Source organism: Lentzea sp. NBRC 102530, assembly GCF_030269365.1.
Lineage (GTDB): Bacteria > Actinomycetota > Actinomycetes > Mycobacteriales > Pseudonocardiaceae > Lentzea.
Genome location: NZ_BSTF01000008.1, coordinates 225,622 through 241,594 on the forward strand (window position 1 = coordinate 225,622; position 15,973 = coordinate 241,594).

At 68.5% G+C, this 15,973-nt stretch carries 17 protein-coding genes; 11 read left to right on the top strand and 6 right to left on the bottom strand.

Features of this window, described 5'->3' with window-relative positions:
• Positions 1-639 precede the first annotated feature (639 nt).
• From QSK25_RS22840 to QSK25_RS22865, 6 genes are all read left to right on the top strand, one after another.
• The gene (locus QSK25_RS22840) at positions 640-1,479 is read left to right on the top strand and encodes a helix-turn-helix domain-containing protein (RefSeq protein ID WP_285641068.1); all 840 of its coding nucleotides are present in this window, start codon (positions 640-642) and stop codon (positions 1,477-1,479) included.
• A gap of 98 nt (positions 1,480-1,577) precedes the next feature.
• On the top strand, positions 1,578-2,477 hold the full coding sequence (locus tag QSK25_RS22845) for an NHL repeat-containing protein (RefSeq protein ID WP_285641069.1): 900 nt from the start codon (positions 1,578-1,580) through the stop codon (positions 2,475-2,477).
• A gap of 213 nt (positions 2,478-2,690) precedes the next feature.
• The gene (locus QSK25_RS22850; protein WP_285641071.1) at positions 2,691-5,054 is read left to right on the top strand and encodes a sensor histidine kinase; all 2,364 of its coding nucleotides are present in this window, start codon (positions 2,691-2,693) and stop codon (positions 5,052-5,054) included.
• Positions 5,051-5,482: a roadblock/LC7 domain-containing protein gene (locus QSK25_RS22855; protein ID WP_285641073.1), complete on the top strand. Its 432-nt coding sequence runs from the start codon at positions 5,051-5,053 to the stop codon at positions 5,480-5,482. Before QSK25_RS22850 ends, QSK25_RS22855 begins: the two co-directional genes overlap by 4 nt.
• A complete protein-coding gene (locus QSK25_RS22860; protein ID WP_285641075.1) occupies positions 5,482-5,847 on the top strand; it encodes a DUF742 domain-containing protein in 366 nt (121 codons plus the stop codon). Before QSK25_RS22855 ends, QSK25_RS22860 begins: the two co-directional genes overlap by 1 nt.
• Complete coding sequence (locus QSK25_RS22865) at positions 5,828-6,409, top strand: GTP-binding protein (protein WP_285641077.1); 582 nt, start codon at positions 5,828-5,830, stop codon at positions 6,407-6,409. Before QSK25_RS22860 ends, QSK25_RS22865 begins: the two co-directional genes overlap by 20 nt.
• Positions 6,410-6,415: 6 nt before the next feature.
• Here the strand turns inward: QSK25_RS22865 and QSK25_RS22870 are convergent, their stop codons facing one another.
• Genes QSK25_RS22870 through eat form a run of 6 tightly spaced genes read right to left on the bottom strand, consistent with a single transcriptional unit; the run spans position 6,416 to position 10,991 of the window.
• Positions 6,416-6,778 (bottom strand): hypothetical protein, encoded by a 363-nt coding sequence (locus QSK25_RS22870; protein WP_285641079.1) that lies wholly within the window; start codon positions 6,776-6,778, stop codon positions 6,416-6,418.
• A complete protein-coding gene (locus tag QSK25_RS22875) occupies positions 6,775-7,482 on the bottom strand; it encodes a class I SAM-dependent methyltransferase (protein ID WP_285641080.1) in 708 nt (235 codons plus the stop codon). Before QSK25_RS22875 ends, QSK25_RS22870 begins: the two co-directional genes overlap by 4 nt.
• Positions 7,483-7,530: 48 nt before the next feature.
• The gene (locus tag QSK25_RS22880) at positions 7,531-7,827 is read right to left on the bottom strand and encodes a hypothetical protein (protein WP_285641082.1); all 297 of its coding nucleotides are present in this window, start codon (positions 7,825-7,827) and stop codon (positions 7,531-7,533) included.
• Positions 7,824-8,687, bottom strand: a complete 864-nt coding sequence (locus QSK25_RS22885; protein WP_285641084.1) for a 3-hydroxybutyryl-CoA dehydrogenase — start codon at positions 8,685-8,687, stop codon at positions 7,824-7,826. The genes QSK25_RS22880 and QSK25_RS22885 overlap by 4 nt, the downstream gene beginning before the upstream one ends.
• On the bottom strand, positions 8,680-9,570 hold the full coding sequence (locus QSK25_RS22890; RefSeq protein WP_285641086.1) for an NAD-dependent epimerase/dehydratase family protein: 891 nt from the start codon (positions 9,568-9,570) through the stop codon (positions 8,680-8,682). Before QSK25_RS22890 ends, QSK25_RS22885 begins: the two co-directional genes overlap by 8 nt.
• On the bottom strand, positions 9,567-10,991 hold the full coding sequence (eat, locus tag QSK25_RS22895) for an ethanolamine permease (protein ID WP_285641088.1): 1,425 nt from the start codon (positions 10,989-10,991) through the stop codon (positions 9,567-9,569). Before eat ends, QSK25_RS22890 begins: the two co-directional genes overlap by 4 nt.
• A gap of 111 nt (positions 10,992-11,102) precedes the next feature.
• Between eat and QSK25_RS22900 the strand changes: the two genes are divergently transcribed.
• From QSK25_RS22900 to QSK25_RS22920, 5 genes are read left to right on the top strand one after another with little or no spacing between them, the layout of a single operon-like run.
• The gene (locus QSK25_RS22900) at positions 11,103-12,443 is read left to right on the top strand and encodes a glutamine synthetase family protein (protein ID WP_285641090.1); all 1,341 of its coding nucleotides are present in this window, start codon (positions 11,103-11,105) and stop codon (positions 12,441-12,443) included.
• A complete protein-coding gene (locus QSK25_RS22905) occupies positions 12,430-13,122 on the top strand; it encodes a gamma-glutamyl-gamma-aminobutyrate hydrolase family protein (protein ID WP_285641091.1) in 693 nt (230 codons plus the stop codon). The genes QSK25_RS22900 and QSK25_RS22905 overlap by 14 nt, the downstream gene beginning before the upstream one ends.
• Positions 13,119-14,471, top strand: coding sequence for an aldehyde dehydrogenase family protein (locus QSK25_RS22910; protein WP_285641093.1), 1,353 nt, complete (start codon positions 13,119-13,121; stop codon positions 14,469-14,471). Before QSK25_RS22905 ends, QSK25_RS22910 begins: the two co-directional genes overlap by 4 nt.
• Positions 14,472-14,503: 32 nt before the next feature.
• Positions 14,504-15,271, top strand: coding sequence for a 3-oxoacyl-ACP reductase (locus tag QSK25_RS22915; protein WP_285641095.1), 768 nt, complete (start codon positions 14,504-14,506; stop codon positions 15,269-15,271).
• Positions 15,272-15,273: 2 nt separating this feature from the next.
• Positions 15,274-15,972 carry a FadR/GntR family transcriptional regulator gene (locus tag QSK25_RS22920; RefSeq protein ID WP_502881884.1) on the top strand — a complete coding sequence of 233 codons (699 nt, stop codon included), beginning with the start codon at positions 15,274-15,276 and terminating at the stop codon, positions 15,970-15,972.
• Position 15,973 lies beyond the last annotated feature (1 nt).

The following is a 15,973-nucleotide window of genomic DNA, read 5'->3' on the forward strand; positions in this document are numbered from 1 at the left end:
CGTGTCGAGCCAGGACACCCCGGTCGGCAGGTGAAAAGTTTTGGTGAGCTCGTTGCTCCGAAAGGGGCACGGGTTGCTCTGTGTCTACCCCGGTGATCTAGACCGTCTGGTGTCACGGCAAGATCCGCGCATGGCAAATAGAACGCTTCTGTGCAGCGTCGTAGTAGCAGCGGCACTGGCCGCTGGAGTGCCCGGTAGCGCGCTGGCGGGCACCGCCGCGGCTACCGAGCAGGCGGGAGTTCCCGCCGACCGTGCCCTCGATGCAGAGTTCGGCACGGCCTCCATGAAGTGGGGTTCCGCACCGGCTGTTCTCAACTAGCAGTTGCTTCACCCTCGGCCTGTCCCGGTTGCCGCCGGGACAGGCCGTTTTTACATTAGCGCGTCCAAGCGAGAATTTGCTGCGATCTGCATCTCAAGTTGGTGCACTCTTGATCTCGGAATCGGAATTGCCTATATGTGCCGTGCGTGCCCTTATGGCCGTGTGCTTGTTGATGATGGTGGCATGTGCCATAGGACGTGAACGACCTCTGTGGCCGATAAAACCGCAGGTGAGGCGCAGAAGACTCGATCGGGGGGTCTGAACAGTTGTCCACATGGGTCTCACCCTGAACCCCTCCGCAAAGCGTCTAATCTCCGCTCATGCCGAAGGATTTCCGTGCGACCACGCTCGAACGCGCGATTGGACGTAGCCTGGCCTCGTGGCGCAATGAGCGCGGGTTCAGCCTCACCGAGGCGGGCATGCGAGTGGGGTTCAGCAGCGCGAAACTGTCGACCATGGAGAACGCGGTGCAGCCGTCGGCGCCCGTGGACATCATGGCCCTGGGTTACGTGTACCGGGTGTCAGCCGAGACGTGGCAGAGGGTCGTGCTGCAGGCTCAGCAGGCCGAGCGCGAGCGGTCCGCGCCGCATCGTCCGAAGTTGTTCGACCCGGTGGCGGACTTCGCGAACCTGGTGTTCGAGGCGACGTCGTTGCGCGTGTTCACCCTCGACCTCGTGCCCGCCGTGTTCCAACTCGGCGACTACGCGAACGCCGTGGTCCGGGCGAACGACCCGGAACGGGGCGAGGTGCTCGCACGCGTGCGGGAGTCGTGGTCTGCCCGGCGGCACGACAAGGATCCGCTGGAGGTGGAGGCGGTGTTCCCCGAAGCGGTGCTGCGCCAGGTGGTCGGCGGCCCGCGGGTGATGAAGGCACAACTGCTGCACCTCATGGAGGTCAGCGAGCAGCCGTCGGTGAGCCTGCGGATCGTGCCGCGTGCGGCCGGGGCGTACCCGGCGATGGGGTCGCCGTTCACGCTGCTCGGCTTCCCGCATCGCCAGCACAGCGACGTCGTGTACTTCGAATCGGTCGTGAAGGGCGAGTACGTCGAGGACCCGGCGTTGTGCGAGCGGTTCGCGCAGCGGTTCGGCCGGCTGCGTCAGATCGCGCTAGGGGAGGGGGAGTCGCTGGAACTCATCGCGGAGGCCGCGGCCGAGCTGTAGGGCTGACCTGTGGAGATGTCGGATTCCTGAGAAAACTCCTGTTCGCCGCCCAGCGGGGGAAGGATCTGGGGTGCAGTCCAATCCGAGGAGGAGGCGGCATGTACCGCAGATTCGGTGTCCTGCTCGCGGCGGTCCTGGGCGTCACGCTCACCGCTGCCGCGCCGGCCACCGCAGGCGCGTCGAAGCACTTCCCGACCGAGTTCTCCCTGCCCAACGGATGGCAGCCCGAAGGCATCGCGATCAGCGGCACCACGGCCTACTTCGGGTCGCGCGCCGACGGGTCGATCTACGCGGCAGACCTGCGCACCGGCAAGGGCAGGGTGCTGGCCAAGGGGCCCGGCACGCCGTCGCTCGGCATGAAGGTCGATGCGCGCAAACGGCTGTGGGTCGCCGGTGGTGTCGGTGGCGACGCTCGGGTCTACGACACGCGGTCCGGCGCGTTGCTGGCCACGTTCCAGTTCGCCACGGCGGACACGTTCGTCAACGACGTGGTGCTGACCGAGAAGTCGGCGTGGTTCACCGACTCGCGCAAGGCGGTGCTCTACGAGGTGCCGCTGAGCCTCGAACCGCACAGGACGCTGGCGTTGACCGGCGACCTCGTGGTGACTCCGGGAGCGACTAACCTCAACGGCATCGTCACGGGTCTGGACGGCGGTCTGATCGTCGTGCAGAGCAACACCGGAAAGCTGTTCGGGGTCGATCCTCGGAGCGGCAAAACGGCCGAGATCAATTTGAGCGGTCAAACACTCACCAATGGCGACGGTCTGTTGCGTGAGGGGCGGCAGTTGTACGTGGTGCAAAACCGGCTGAACAAAGTCGCGCGCTACACGCTGAGTCGTGATGGCGCGTCGCTCGCTGCGGAACGGACGGACGCGCGCTTCGACGTGCCGACGACGGTCGCGGCGTTCGGCAAGCGCCTCTACCTGCCGAATGCCCGGTTCAGCACGCCTCCGACGCCGGAGACGACGTACACCGTCGTGGCGGTCGAGAGGCCGTAGAGAACTAGCCCGTACGGGGGTTCTCACAAGCCAAGAACCCCCGTACCGGGTGTTGCTCCAGTCACTCGACTGGGTAGCCTGCCCACCGCGTACTGCGTGTGATTGCTGTCATTGGGTAACGAAGATCCCCCGTCGTAACCTAATTACAGCCGAAGGAGTTACTCAGGTAACCCGCAGCGCTAGCCGTGGGCCACAGGAGACCGTGAGAGCGCTGTGAACGAGAAGAGCGGGTACACACCGACCAACTACCGGACCATTCGGTCGCGGCTGGCCGGTGTCGTGGTCGTTCCCAGCGTGGTGCTGCTGGTCATGTGGGCCGTTTTCTCCTCTTACACCCTCTTCGACGGTTTCTACATGCGGTCGGTCGCGGCCGGCGTCAAGGGCGCGGCGATCCCGTCCGTCGAGGCGCTCGCGGGGCTGCAGAAGGAACGGCAGCTGAGTCTCGAGGTCCTCAGCAACGCCCAGGGCGTCGACCGGGGCGGGCTCGGGCGCCAGCACGCCGTCACCGACGAGGCCGTGCGGAAGATGCGCGAGGCGTTCACCGACCTCGCCGAGAGCGCGCCGCAGGACACCACGGACCGCGTCAACGCCCTCAACGCCGTGCTGGACGAACTGCCGCAGCAACGCCAGCGCATCACGTCCGGGGCGGCGAACCCGCAGGCGGTCTACGACTACTACAACAGCCTCCTCGACTCGGGCATCGGGCTGCTGGCCCGGCAGGCCCGCCTCGTGCCCGACTCGGAGGCGAGCCAGGCAGGCGTCCAGGCCGTCACGATCTTCCAGGCCTCCGACTGGCTCTCCCGCGGCGCCACGATCGGCTCGCGCGGACTGCTCAACGGCACCTTCACCCCGGCCGAACGGGTCGAGTTCTCCCGGCTGATCGGCGCCTACCACGGCAGCCTCGACGCCACGATCCCGTTCGCGCTGGAGCAGCCGCGCTCGCAGTACGACGCGCTGCGCGGCAGTACCGAGTACCGGACGTTGCTCGACCTCGAGGGCAAGATCGTCAACGGCGAGCAGGGCGTGACCGACGCGCAGTGGCGCGGGGTGGCCGCGCCGGTGCACGACAACCTCGTCGGACTCGCCGTCACGCAGGCCCGCGACGCCGCCGACCTCGGCCTCGACAAGGCCGACAGCCGGGTCGCCGCCGTCCTGATCGGCAGCCTGATCGCGTTGCTCGCGGTCGTCGTCGGCATCGTGCTGGCGTTGCGCATCTCGAACCGCCTGGTGTCGCGCGCCCTGGTCACGCGCCTGGCGTCGCTGCGGGAGGACACGCTCCGGCTCGCGCAGGAACGGCTGCCGCACATCGTCGCGAGGTTGCGCGGCGGCGAGCAGGTGGACGTGCACCGCGACATGCCGCCGCTCGACTACGGCAACGACGAGATCGGCCAGGTCGCCGACGCGTTCAACGCCGCCCAGTACACGGCCGTCGCGGCCGCGGTGAAGGAGACGCAGGCACGCGAGGGCGTGAACCGGGTGTTCCTCGACATCGCGCACCGCAACCAGGGCCTCGTGCACCGCCAGCTCAAGATCCTCGACAAGCTCGAACGCGAAGAGGAACACCCCGAGCAGCTCGACCAGCTCTTCCAGCTCGACCACCTGGCGACCCGCGCCCGCCGCAACGCGGAGAACCTGATCATCCTCGCGGGCGAGCAGCCGGGCAGGCAGTGGCGCAAGCCGGTGCGCCTGAGCGACGTCATCCGCTCGGCCGTGGCCGAGACCGAGCAGTACGTCCGGGTGCGGGTCAACCCGGTGCCCGACCGCGCGCTGGTGGGTGTGGCCGTCGCCGACACCATCCACCTGCTCGCGGAACTCGTCGACAACGCGACGGCGTTCTCGTCGCCGCGCTCCGAGGTCGTCATCCACTCCAGTTCCGCGCCGCACGGGCTCGTGATCGAGATCGAGGACCACGGTCTCGGGCTGACGCAGGAGGAACGACTCCAGGCCAACGCCAAGCTCTCCAACCCGCCGGACTTCGAGACGATGGCGTTCCGGGGCGAGTCCCGCCTCGGCCTGTTCGTCGTCGCGAGGCTCGCCGCACGGCGGGGCATCAAGGTGGAGCTGCGCGACTCGCCGTACGGCGGGACCGTCGCGTTGTGCGTGCTGCCGCCGAACATCGTCGCCCCGCACAACGCGGCGGGCGACATCACCGAGACCACCCAGATGCCGGTGCGGTCGTTCCACGACCAGCACCACGGGCACGTCGAAGACCACCCGAGCCTGCCGGTGAAGGTGAATCCCGAAGTGCTGGAAGCCGTGAACGCGGGCCTGCACGCGCTCGTAGACCCTGACGTGAACACTTCCGCGCCCACGGCCGTGTCCGAAGCATCGGTGGACCAGAAGACCCCAGCGGCCCCTCCGGCCCAGGACGGGAAGGCACCCCTTCCCCGCAGGAAGAAGCGGCAGAGCCTCGCGCCGCAACTCATGCACCCCTCGGAGGAGCCGCCGCACGCCGAGCCGGTGACCGGCGAACGGTCGGCCGAGCGGACCCGTGACGGTTTCGCCGCGTTCCAGCGCGGTACCCGTGACGCCCGGCTGACCGACGACTGGAGATCAGAAGGAGCCCCCTCGTCATGAACAACGCAACCCAGCACGGCGAACTGAACTGGTTGCTGGAGGACCTGATCCAGCGCGTGGTCGGAGCCCGCCACGCGGTCGTGCTGTCGGCGGACGGCCTCCTGCTCGGCCGCTCGGCCGGGCTGTCCCGCGACGACTCGGAGCACCTGTCCGCGATGGCGTCCGCGTTCCAGTCGCTCGCCCGCGGGACCGGCCGCCATTTCGGTGGTGGCGCCGTCCGGCAGACCATCGTGGAGATGGAGCACGCATACTTGTTCGTGACCGCCGCCGGTCACGGTGCCTGCCTGGCCGTGCTAGGTGAGGAGGACGCTGACATGGGCATGATCGCCTACGAGATGAACATGCTGGTCAAGCGCGTCGGCACGTACCTGTCGTCGGCCCCGCGCGCGGAGACCGCGACCGTGCCATCGGCGCGTGAGTCGCGCTGATGACCTCGCGCGACGACTGGTGGTACGACGAGGCCGCAGGACCGTTGGTGCGGCCTTACGCCATGGTGCGCGGCCGCACTCGGCCGAACGCGCCTGACCTCCACCTCGTCACGCAGGTCCGCGCGTCCTCGTTTGCGTCCGACCAGACGTCGCTGACGGTCGAACATCGCGAGATCATGGCCCTGTGCGCACGCCCGCTCTCGGTCGCCGAGGTCGCCGCCTACCTCGACGTCCCGCTCGTCGTGGTGAAGGTCCTGCTGTCGGACCTCATCGAGCGCGGTGACGTGCTCGTGCAGACCTCCTCCCCCAAGGTTCCCGACAGGGATCTCCTGCAGGCCGTACTGGATGGTGTTCGTGGGATCTGATGGCCAGCTGACCGTGCCGACCGCGGTCAAGATCGTCATCGCGGGCGGGTTCGGCACCGGCAAGACCACCATGGTCGCGTCGGTGTCCGAGATCCCGCCGTTGCGCACCGAGGAACTGCTCACCGAGGCCGGTGTGCACGTCGACGACCTCGCCGGCATCGAGGGCAAGGACACCACCACCGTCGCCCTGGACTTCGGGCGCATCACCATCAACACCAAGGTGGTGCTGTACCTGTTCGGCACGCCGGGGCAGAACCGGTTCTGGTTCATGTGGGACGAACTGGCCACCGGGGCGATCGGGGCGGTGGTGCTGGTCGACACGCGGCGGTTGGACTCCTCGTTCCCGTCGATCGACTTCTTCGAGCACCGCGGGATTCCGTTCATCGTGGCCGTGAACTGCTTCGACGGGTCGCAGATGTACACGGTGGACGAGGTTCGGCACGCCCTGGACCTGGACGAGGCGATCCCGGTGGTCCTGTGCGACGCGCGGGACCGCGAGTCGTCGAAGGCGGTGCTGGTGGCGTTGATCCAGCACTCGATGAACCGGCTGGCGGCTGTTTAGGCCGGTCTAGCGGTCGCTGACGTGGTGTGCGTCCGCCGGCCAGGTGCCCGTGCGGACGACGTGCTCGGCGATGGTCAGGGCTTTGGGCAGCGCAACGGTGTCCGCGTCCGGGTACTCGTCGTTCTGGCCGTTGGACAGCACGAAGCCGTCGCTCGCGCCTTCCACGCCGGGGGTCGTCGCGTGCTCACCCGCGTCACCTTCGCCGTCGAGCAGCATCAGCATGGCGCGTTCGGCGTTGGTGACGAACGTGAGCGATCGCCCGGACGCGCTGGTCAGCCACGTTTCGAGGTGCCCGGCGTCGATCCGTGCGCGCAGCAACGCCACGACATCGGACACCGGGCTGCCGTCGTGCGTCCAGGGCTCGGTCACGCGGTCAGCACGAAGAACAGGAAACTCGGGCTCGTCGTCAGCGCCCGGTAGTGGTCGGGGAACTTCTCCCGCGCCTCCGGCACCGGCAGCGGCTCGGCGATCTCGGTGATGGCGAACCCGGCCGAGGTGAACGCGTTCGTCATGGCGTGCAGCGGCCGGTTCCAGAACGACATCTCGACGGGTTCGCCGGTGTAGTCCCAGGTCTCGAGGTAGTTGTAGGTCTCGAAGTAGTTGGTCTTGCGGCCTTCGGCTCGGTGGATCATGTGCATCGCGAACGGGTGGTCGACCGAGACCAGCAGGCGGCCGCCGGGCTTGACGACGCGGTGCAGTTCCGCGAGCGACGGGCCCCAGTCACCGAGGTAGTGCAGGACGAGGGACGCGATGACGTCGTCGAACTTCGCGTCGGCGTAGGGGAGCGGTTCGGCGATGTCGGCCACGTGCAGGTCGGCGTCCGGGACGCGACCGCGGGCGAGGTCCAGCATCTTCCGGCTCAGGTCGAAGCCGCTGACGTCGGCGCCGCGGGCGTGCAGTGCGGCGAGCAGCGGGCCCGCGCCGCAGCCGGCGTCGAGGATCCTGCGGCCCGTGACGTCACCGGCCAGGGCGAGCATCGCCGGGCGTTCGTAGTAGGCGTTGAAGATGTCGTCGTGGTTCGACTTGTCGTACCCGGCGGCGAGCTTGTCGTAGTCGTTGAGGACCCCAGTCATGTGATCCATACAAGCAGAAGGCCCGCTCCGGGGAGCGGGCCTTCTGCTTCACATGCCGCGCAGGCGGCGTACCTCGTCGAGCAGGCGTCTGACGTCCTCAGCCGAGTTTCCGACGAAGTCCACGAGCGCGTCGAGCCGGGCGTCGGGCGAAATCCACTGCTCGTTCCCGGCGAAGACGTCCACGTACAGCTCCAGGTCGTCGGGTGAGTCGCCGTCGAGCGCGACGAAGCTGCACCCGCCGGTTGCGCCCTGGGTCTCGAGCCACGTCGTCCACGGCTGCGGTGCCACGTCGAGCGCGCGGGTCAGGCGTTGCTCGATGGCCGCGAGGTCGTCGTCGGAGATCACTTCGCGTAGTTGTGGAAGCCGCGGCCCGACTTCTTGCCGAGCAGGCCCGCGTCCACCATGCGCAGCAGCAGCGGCGGCGGGGAGAACAGCGGCTCCTTGAACTCGTCGTACATCGACTCGGCGATGGCCTTGGTGGTGTCGAGGCCGATCAGGTCGGTGAGGCGCAGCGGGCCCATCGGGTGGGCGCAGCCGAGCACCATGCCGTTGTCGATGTCGTCGGCCGAGGCGAAGCCGGACTCCAGCATGCGGATCGACGAGAGCAGGTACGGGATCAGCAGCGCGTTGACCACGAAGCCGGCGCGGTCCTGAGAGCGGATGACCTCCTTGCCCAGCACCGTGCGCACGAACGTCTCGGCGCGGTCCTGGGTGGCGGCGCCGGTCAGCAGCGACGGCACGATCTCGACCAGCTTCAGCACCGGCACCGGGTTGAAGAAGTGCACGCCGATGACCTGCTCGGGGCGGTTGGTCGCCATGCCGAGCTTCATGATCGGGATGGACGACGTGTTGGACGCGAAGATGGCGTCCTCGTCCTTCACGACCTTGTCGAGGGCGGTGAAGATCTCGGTCTTGATCTGCTCGTTCTCGGCGACGGCCTCGACCACGAACTGGCGGTCGGCGAAGTCACCGATGTCGGTGGTGAACCGGATGCGCGCGAGCGCGGCGTCGCGGTCCTCCTCGCTGAGCTTGCCGGACTTGACGCCCCTGGCGAGCGAGGTGGCGATCCGCCCCTGCGCTGCCTCGGCCGCGCTCGCGTTGACCTCGACGACGATGACGTCGAGACCGGCACGAGCGCTCACTTCGGCGATTCCGGAGCCCATGAGACCGGAACCGACGACTCCTACCCGCTGAATGTCACTCACGCGCCCGATACTGCCATGAGCTGGTCGAAGCCAGGTCGTGGAGAGTCTCCTGCACGGTGGTCGCGTAGTCGCCGACCGGCCGGTAGCCCAGCGCCACCGCCGCCGAGGTGTCGAGGACGAAGCCGCGGCGCCACGGGTGCAGGCCCGCCTCGGAGTGGTCCAGCAGGATCTCGTGCCACCGGTGGCCGAAGTGGCCCGCGATGATCCGCGAGATCTCCAGGCCGTTCGGCGCGTCCGGGTCGGCGGCGTTCAGCACGCGGGCGCCGGGGTGCGCAGCGACCGTCTCGATCAACGCGGCCAGGTTCGCGGCGGCGGTCGGGTGGTCGACGCCCTCGCCCCGGTCCGCCAGCACGACGACCTTGTGGCCCGCGGCGATCCGGTCGACGAAGTACGACTCCAGCGGGCGCCGGTTGCCCGGACCGTGCACTTTGGACGGCCGCAGCACGGTGACCGGCAGGCCGCTGTCGAGCAACGTCCGTTCCGCCGCCACCTTGTTCGGTCCGTAGCCGTCGCGGGTGAACGGGTCCGACTCGAGCGGAGCCAGCGTCGGCTGCTCCTCGGTCACCGGACCGTCGAAGCGCGGCGCGTCAGCCGAGTTCGCATGGCGGCCGGCCGAGTCCACGTACACGGCCTTGGCCGAGATCATCACGACGGAACGGGCCTTGCGCGCCAACGGCAGCAAGGTCCGCGCATTCGTGGCCGAGTAGCAGAGGCAGTCGACCAGGAGGTCCGCGCCGTCGCCCATCGCGCGGTCCAGCGCGGCGGGGTCGGCCCGGTCCACCTCGCTGCCGACCGCGTCCACGGTCCAGCCGGAGGCCCGCAGACGGCGAGCGGCGGCACGGCCGATGAGGCCCGTGCCGCCGAGGATCAACGCTCGTCTCAATCGAGTTCCGCCTCTGCCTTGGCGATCGCCGCGAACTCCTCCTCCGGAGCGTTCGCGACCAGGTGATGCCGACTGTAGAACCAGTAGTACGCAACGGCGACCACGACGATGCCCGCCGTCACGGCAGCAGCGACCTCGTCCACGAAGAACGTCGCGATGACCGCCGCAACGGCCAGAACGAGCGCCACGCCCGTGGTCACCACACCGCCAGGAGTCCGGTACGGCCGGGGGAGATCTGGCGCCGTCTTACGCAACACGATGTGCGACACCATCATCAGCACGTACGACAACGCGGCACCGAACACCGCGATGTTGATGAGCCGCGCGCCACCCGTGACGGGGTCGATCGTCTTCATCGTGGTGGCCAGGACGAAACCGATGGTGCCCGGCACGATCAACGCCAGGTACGGCGTCTTGCGCTTGCCGGTCTTGGACAGCCAGCGGGGCAGGTATCCGGCGCGCGACAACGCGAACAGCTGCCGCGAGTACGCGTAGATGATCGAGAAGAACGACGCGACCAGACCGGCCAGGCCGACGTAGTTCACGAGCTGGGCCAGGAAGGTGTCGCCGCCGTAGGCCGCCCGCACGGCTTCGGGCAACGGGTTTCCGGACGCCTCCAGCACCTTCGCGCCCGCACCGCCGGGGGCCACCAGGAGGATCGCCGCCGCGAACACCAGCAGCACCACCATCGCGCCGATGATGCCGCGCGGCATGTCCCGCTTGGGATCGCGCGCTTCCTCTGCGGCCAGTGGCACGCCCTCCACCGCCAGGAAGAACCAGATCGCGAACACGATCGCGCCCCAGGCACCGGTCACGCCCATCGGCAGGAACGAGCCGTCGCCGATGTCGAACAGCTTGGAGGAGTCGAACTTCGGGATCATGCCCGCCACGAACGCGACCAGCGCGACGACCGCCACACCGGTGATCACGAACATCACCCGCAACGCCTCGCCGACGCCGTACAGGTGGATGCCGACGAACACGATGTAGCAGGCGAGGTACACCGGCCACGTCGCGTCCAGCAGCCCCAGGGCCTTGATGTAGTCGCCGATGAACACCGAGATCGCCGCGGGAGCGATGGCGTACTCGATCAGGATGGCGATACCTGTTGCGTACCCGCCCAACGGGCCGAGCGCGCGCCTCGCGAAACCGTAGCCCGCACCCGCCACGGGGAGCGCGGAGGCCAGTTCGGCGAGACCGAACACCATGCACGTGTACATCGTCGCCATCAGGATCGTGGCGATCAGCAGCCCGCCCCAGCCGCCCTGGGCGAGGCCGAAGTTCCACCCGGCGAAGTCGCCGGAGATCACGTACGAGACTCCCAGCCCGGCCAGCAGGACCCACCCCGCCGCGCCACGTTTGAGCTGTCGGTGCTCCAGGTAGTCGCTGCTCACCTTCTCGTACTCGACGTGCTTGGCCATATGGACTCCTAATAGTCCTTTGAGCGGTGGTTGAGGGTGGCGCTCGTCACCCGGTGGTGTCAAGATGATGCCGCCAATGGCTCGCAGACATACCTTTGGAGGAACGCGGAGATGCTGACCGTCGAGGAGTTGCGCGAGGCCGTGGACGCCGGTGAGATCGACACCGTCCTGGTCGCGATCGTGGACATGCAGGGCCGCCTGCAGGGCAAGCGCTGTGCCGCGCAGTACTTCCTCGACGAGGTCCTCGGCCACTCCGCGGAGGGCTGCAACTACCTGATGGCCGTCGACGTCGAGATGAACCCCGTCAGCGGCTTCGAGATGTCGAGCTGGGAACGCGGGTACGGCGACTTCGTCATGAAGCCCGACATCGACACGCTCCGCCGCGTGCCGTGGCAGGAGGGCACCGCCCTCGTCCTGTGCGACGTCGTCTGGGAGAACGGCGACCCGGTCGTCGCGTCGCCGCGGCAGGTCCTGCGCAAGCAGCTCGACCGGCTCGCCGCGCTCGGCCTCGACTGCTACGTCGGCACCGAGCTGGAGTTCATCGTCTTCGACGACACCTACGAGCAGGCCTGGAACGCCGGCTACCGCAACCTCACGCCGTCCAACCAGTACAACGTCGACTACTCGTTGCTCGGCACCGCGCGCGTGGAACCGTTGCTGCGCGCCATCCGCAACGGGATGACGGGCGCGGGCATGGTGGTGGAGTCGGCCAAGGGCGAGTGCAACCCCGGCCAGCACGAGATCGCGTTCAAGTACACGACGGCGTTGCGCACGTGCGACCAGCACGCGATCTACAAGAACGGCTCCAAGGAGATCGCCTCCCAGCAGGGCAAGGCGCTCACGTTCATGGCGAAGTACAACGAACGCGAGGGCAACTCCTGCCACATCCACCTCTCCCTGCGCTCCAAGGAAGGCGAGCCGGTCTTCGCCGAGGGCCACGGCATGTCCGAGCTGATGAAGCACTTCCTCGCCGGGCAGCTGGCGGGGCTGCGCGAGCTCACCTACTTCCTCGCCCCGAACATCAACTCCTACAAGCGGTACGTGCAGGGTTCGTTCGCCCCGACCGCCGTCGCGTGGGGCCGGGACAACCGCACGTGCGCGCTGCGCGTCGTCGGCCACGGCCACGGGTTGCGGTTCGAGAACCGGGTACCTGGCGGCGACGTGAACCCGTACCTCGCGGTGGCGGCGCTGATCGCGGCCGGCCTGCACGGCGTCGAGCAGAAGCTGGAACTGGAGGACGAGTTCGTCGGCAACGCCTACGCGTCCGACCGGCCGACCGTGCCCACGACGCTGAAGGAAGCCGCGGACCTGCTGGCGGGCAGCAAGATCGCACGCGAGGCGTTCGGCGAGGACGTCGTCACCCACTACCTCAACGCGGCCGAGGTCGAGCTGGCCGCGTTCGAGGCGGCGGTCACGGACTGGGAGAAGGTGCGCGGGTTTGAGCGCCTCTAAGCCACTCATCGGCATCAGCACCTACCTGGAGCGCACGCGGTTCGGGCTCTGGGACGTGGAAGCGGCGGTGCTCTACCGCGGCTACCTCGACTGCGTGGTGCAGGCCGGTGCCAACCCGGTCATGCTGCCGCCGGTCGGCACCTGGACCGCCGAGTCCATCGGATTCCTCGACGGCCTGGTGATCGCGGGCGGCGCGGACATCGACCCCGCCGCCTACGGGGCCGAGCGCGACGAACGCACCGGGCAGCCGAGCCGGGACCGCGACGACGCCGAGTTCGCGCTCGTCGAGGCCGCGCTCAAGCTCGACCTGCCGGTGCTCGGCGTGTGCCGGGGCATGCAGGTGCTCAACGTGGCGCTCGGCGGCACGCTGCACCAGCACATCGAGGGCCACAACGAGGCACCGGGCGTGTTCGGGCACACCGAGATCACCGTCGCGCCGGGCACACTGCTGCACGGCGTCCTGGGCGATCGAACGACCGTTCAGTGCCACCACCACCAGTCGCTGGACCGGATCGCGGACGGGCTGAGGATCACCGCGCAGGCCCCGGACGGCACGGTCGAGGCCGTCGAACTGGAGGGCGCGCGGTTCGTCGTCGGGGTGCAGTCGCACCCGGAGCAGGACATCGAGGACCTGAGGCTGTTCGACGCTCTTGTCGACGTTGCAAGGAGAAAAGCGTGACCTTTGACGTCATCAACCCGGCCACCGAGAAGGTCGTGCGGTCCGTGCCGCACACGACCCTCGGCGACACGGACGCGGCGATCGGCCGGGCGCAGAAGGCGTTCGAGACGTGGCGGCACGTCGCTCCCGGCGACCGCGCCCGGCTGCTGCGCAGGTTCGCCGAGGTCGTCGACTCCCACGTCGAGGAACTCGCGCTGCTGGAGGTCGAGAACTCCGGTCACACCATCGGCAACGCGCGGTGGGAGGCGGGCAACGTCCGCGACGTCCTGCAGTACTACTCGGCCGCGCCGGAACGCCAGTTCGGCCGGCAGATCCCAGTCGCGGGCGGCCTGGACGTGACGTTCCACGAACCGCTCGGCGTCGTCGGCGTGATCGTGCCGTGGAACTTCCCGATGCCCATCGCGGGCTGGGGGTTCGCCCCGGCGCTGGCGGCGGGCAACACGGTCGTCCTGAAGCCCGCCGAAGTGACTCCGCTGACCGCGATCCGCCTGGGCGAACTCGCCCTGGAAGCAGGCATCCCGGAAGGCGTTTTCCAGGTGCTGCCCGGCAAGGGCAGCGTCGTGGGCAACCGGTTCGTCACGCATCCGTTGGTGCGCAAGGTGGTCTTCACCGGCTCCACCGAGGTCGGCAAGCAGATCATGGCGGGCTGCGCCGACCAGGTGAAGCGGGTGACGCTGGAACTCGGCGGCAAGTCCGCCAACATCGTCTTCGCCGACTCGGACCTGGAGAAGGCCGCCGCCACCGCGCCGTACGGGGTGTTCGACAACGCAGGGCAGGACTGCTGCGCGCGGTCGCGGATCCTGGTGCAGGCAAGCGTCTACGACAGGTTCATGGAACTGCTGGAGCCCGCGGTCAAGGGCGTCAAGGTCGGCGAACCCGGCGACGAGGCCACCGAGATGGGGCCGCTCATCACCGCCGCGCACCTCGGCAAGGTCGCGTCTTACGTGCCAGACGACGAGCACGTGGCGTTCCGCGGCACCTCGCCGGACGGACCCGGTTTCTGGTTCCCGCCGACGGTGCTCACGCCGCCCGCAGACCACGTGACGGTCACCGAGGAGATCTTCGGCCCGGTCGTCGTCGTGCTGCCGTTCACCGACGAGGCCGACGCGATCCGCATCGCGAACGACTCGGAGTACGGGCTGTCCGGGTCGATCTGGACGAACGACGTGGGCCGCGCGATCCGGGTGTCCCGTGCGGTCGAGGCCGGGAACCTGTCGGTGAACTCGCATTCGTCCGTCCGCTACTGGACCCCGTTCGGCGGCGTGAAGCAGTCGGGGCTCGGCCGTGAGCTCGGCCCCGACGCGCTGGACGCCTTCACCGAAGTCAAGAACGTCTTCATCGCAACCTGAGTCCAGCCGGACCCGAGCAAGGAGAACAACTGATGGTGCAGCGACTCGAAGGCCGCGTGGCCGTCGTGACGGGTGGCGGCAGCGGCATCGGACTCGCGACGGTGCGCCGGTTCGCGAGCGAGGGCGCGAAGGTCGTCGTCGCCGATCTCGACCCGGCGACCGGCAAAGCGGCGGCGGACGAGGTGGGCGGCCTGTTCGTCGGGGTCGACGTGACCGACGAGGAACAGGTCAAGGCCCTCTTCCAGACCACAGTGGACACTTACGGCAAGCTGGACATCGCGTTCAACAACGCCGGCATTTCCCCGCCCGACGACGACTCGATCCTGACGACGGGCATCGAGGCGTGGGACCGCGTGCAGAAGGTGAACCTCACGTCGGTTTATTTGTGTTGCAAGTACGCCATCCCGCACATGCAGGCCAACGGCAAGGGTTCCATCATCAACACGGCGTCGTTCGTGGCGACGATGGGCGCGGCGACGTCGCAGATCTCCTACACGGCGTCGAAGGGCGGCGTGCTCGCGATGTCGCGTGAGCTCGGTGTGCAGTTCGCGCGCGAGGGCATCCGCGTCAACGCCCTGTCGCCCGGCCCGGTGAACACCCCGCTGCTGCGGGAACTGTTCGCCAAGGACCCGGAGCGGGCCGCGCGCCGGCTCGTGCACGTGCCGATGGGCCGGTTCGCCGAACCTGAGGAAATCGCCGCCGCGGTCGCGTTCCTCGCGTCCGACGACTCGTCGTTCATGACCGCGTCGAACTTCCTCGTGGACGGCGGCATCGCCGGCGCGTACGTGACACCGCTCTAGACATGATGGAGCACGCGCAGGACGCGTTGTTCCGCCCCGTGCGGGCGGGCAACGCGTTCGAGGAGACCGTCGAACGGCTCATGCAGTCCATCCGGCTCGGCGTCGTCGCGCCGGGGGAGCGTCTGCCGTCCGAACGAGACCTGGCCACCCGGCTCGGCGTGAGCCGGGTGACCGTGCGCGAGGCCATCAGGTCGTTGCAGGAGAACCATTACGTCGAGTCCCGAAGGGGGCGCTACGGGGGCACGTTCGTCAACGAGGTGCTGCCGAAGTCCGCGCCCGGCAAGGACTTCGGTGACCTGCACGACGTGCTGACGTTGCGCAGGGTGCTGGAGACCGGCGCGGCGGAGACGGCGGCGGGCCGGTCGCTCGGTCCCGCCGAACGCCGGGGTTTGCGCGCCCGGCTGGAAGAAGCGTCCACTTCGACGCTCGCCGAATACCGCCGCAAGGACTCGCGGCTGCACCTCGCGATCGCCGAGGCCACCGGGTCCGCGGCGCTCACCGCCGCCGTCGCCGAGGCGCGGATGCGCGCCAACGAGCTGCTGGACCACATCCCGCTGCTCGAACCGAACCTCGCGCACTCCAACGCCCAGCACGAGCGCATCATCGCTTCCATTTTGGACGGAGACCCGGCGACGGCCCGGCAGGCGATGGCCGAACACCTCGACGGGACGGCGTCGTTGTTGCGCGGATTCCTGGTCTGAC

What these genes read in the sequence shown, in the direction of transcription:
- QSK25_RS22840 (WP_285641068.1), top strand. Translation starts at nt 640, where the DNA reads ATGCCGAAGGATTTCCGTGCGACCACGCTCGAACGCGCGATTGGACGT.
- QSK25_RS22845 (WP_285641069.1), top strand. Translation starts at nt 1,578, where the DNA reads ATGTACCGCAGATTCGGTGTCCTGCTCGCGGCGGTCCTGGGCGTCACG.
- QSK25_RS22855 (WP_285641073.1), top strand. Translation starts at nt 5,051, where the DNA reads ATGAACAACGCAACCCAGCACGGCGAACTGAACTGGTTGCTGGAGGAC.
- QSK25_RS22860 (WP_285641075.1), top strand. Translation starts at nt 5,482, where the DNA reads ATGACCTCGCGCGACGACTGGTGGTACGACGAGGCCGCAGGACCGTTG.
- QSK25_RS22865 (WP_285641077.1), top strand. Translation starts at nt 5,828, where the DNA reads ATGGTGTTCGTGGGATCTGATGGCCAGCTGACCGTGCCGACCGCGGTC.
- QSK25_RS22875 (WP_285641080.1), bottom strand. Translation starts at nt 7,482, where the DNA reads ATGACTGGGGTCCTCAACGACTACGACAAGCTCGCCGCCGGGTACGAC.
- eat (WP_285641088.1), bottom strand. Translation starts at nt 10,991, where the DNA reads ATGGCCAAGCACGTCGAGTACGAGAAGGTGAGCAGCGACTACCTGGAG.
- QSK25_RS22900 (WP_285641090.1), top strand. Translation starts at nt 11,103, where the DNA reads ATGCTGACCGTCGAGGAGTTGCGCGAGGCCGTGGACGCCGGTGAGATC.
- QSK25_RS22915 (WP_285641095.1), top strand. Translation starts at nt 14,504, where the DNA reads ATGGTGCAGCGACTCGAAGGCCGCGTGGCCGTCGTGACGGGTGGCGGC.
- QSK25_RS22920 (WP_502881884.1), top strand. Translation starts at nt 15,274, where the DNA reads ATGATGGAGCACGCGCAGGACGCGTTGTTCCGCCCCGTGCGGGCGGGC.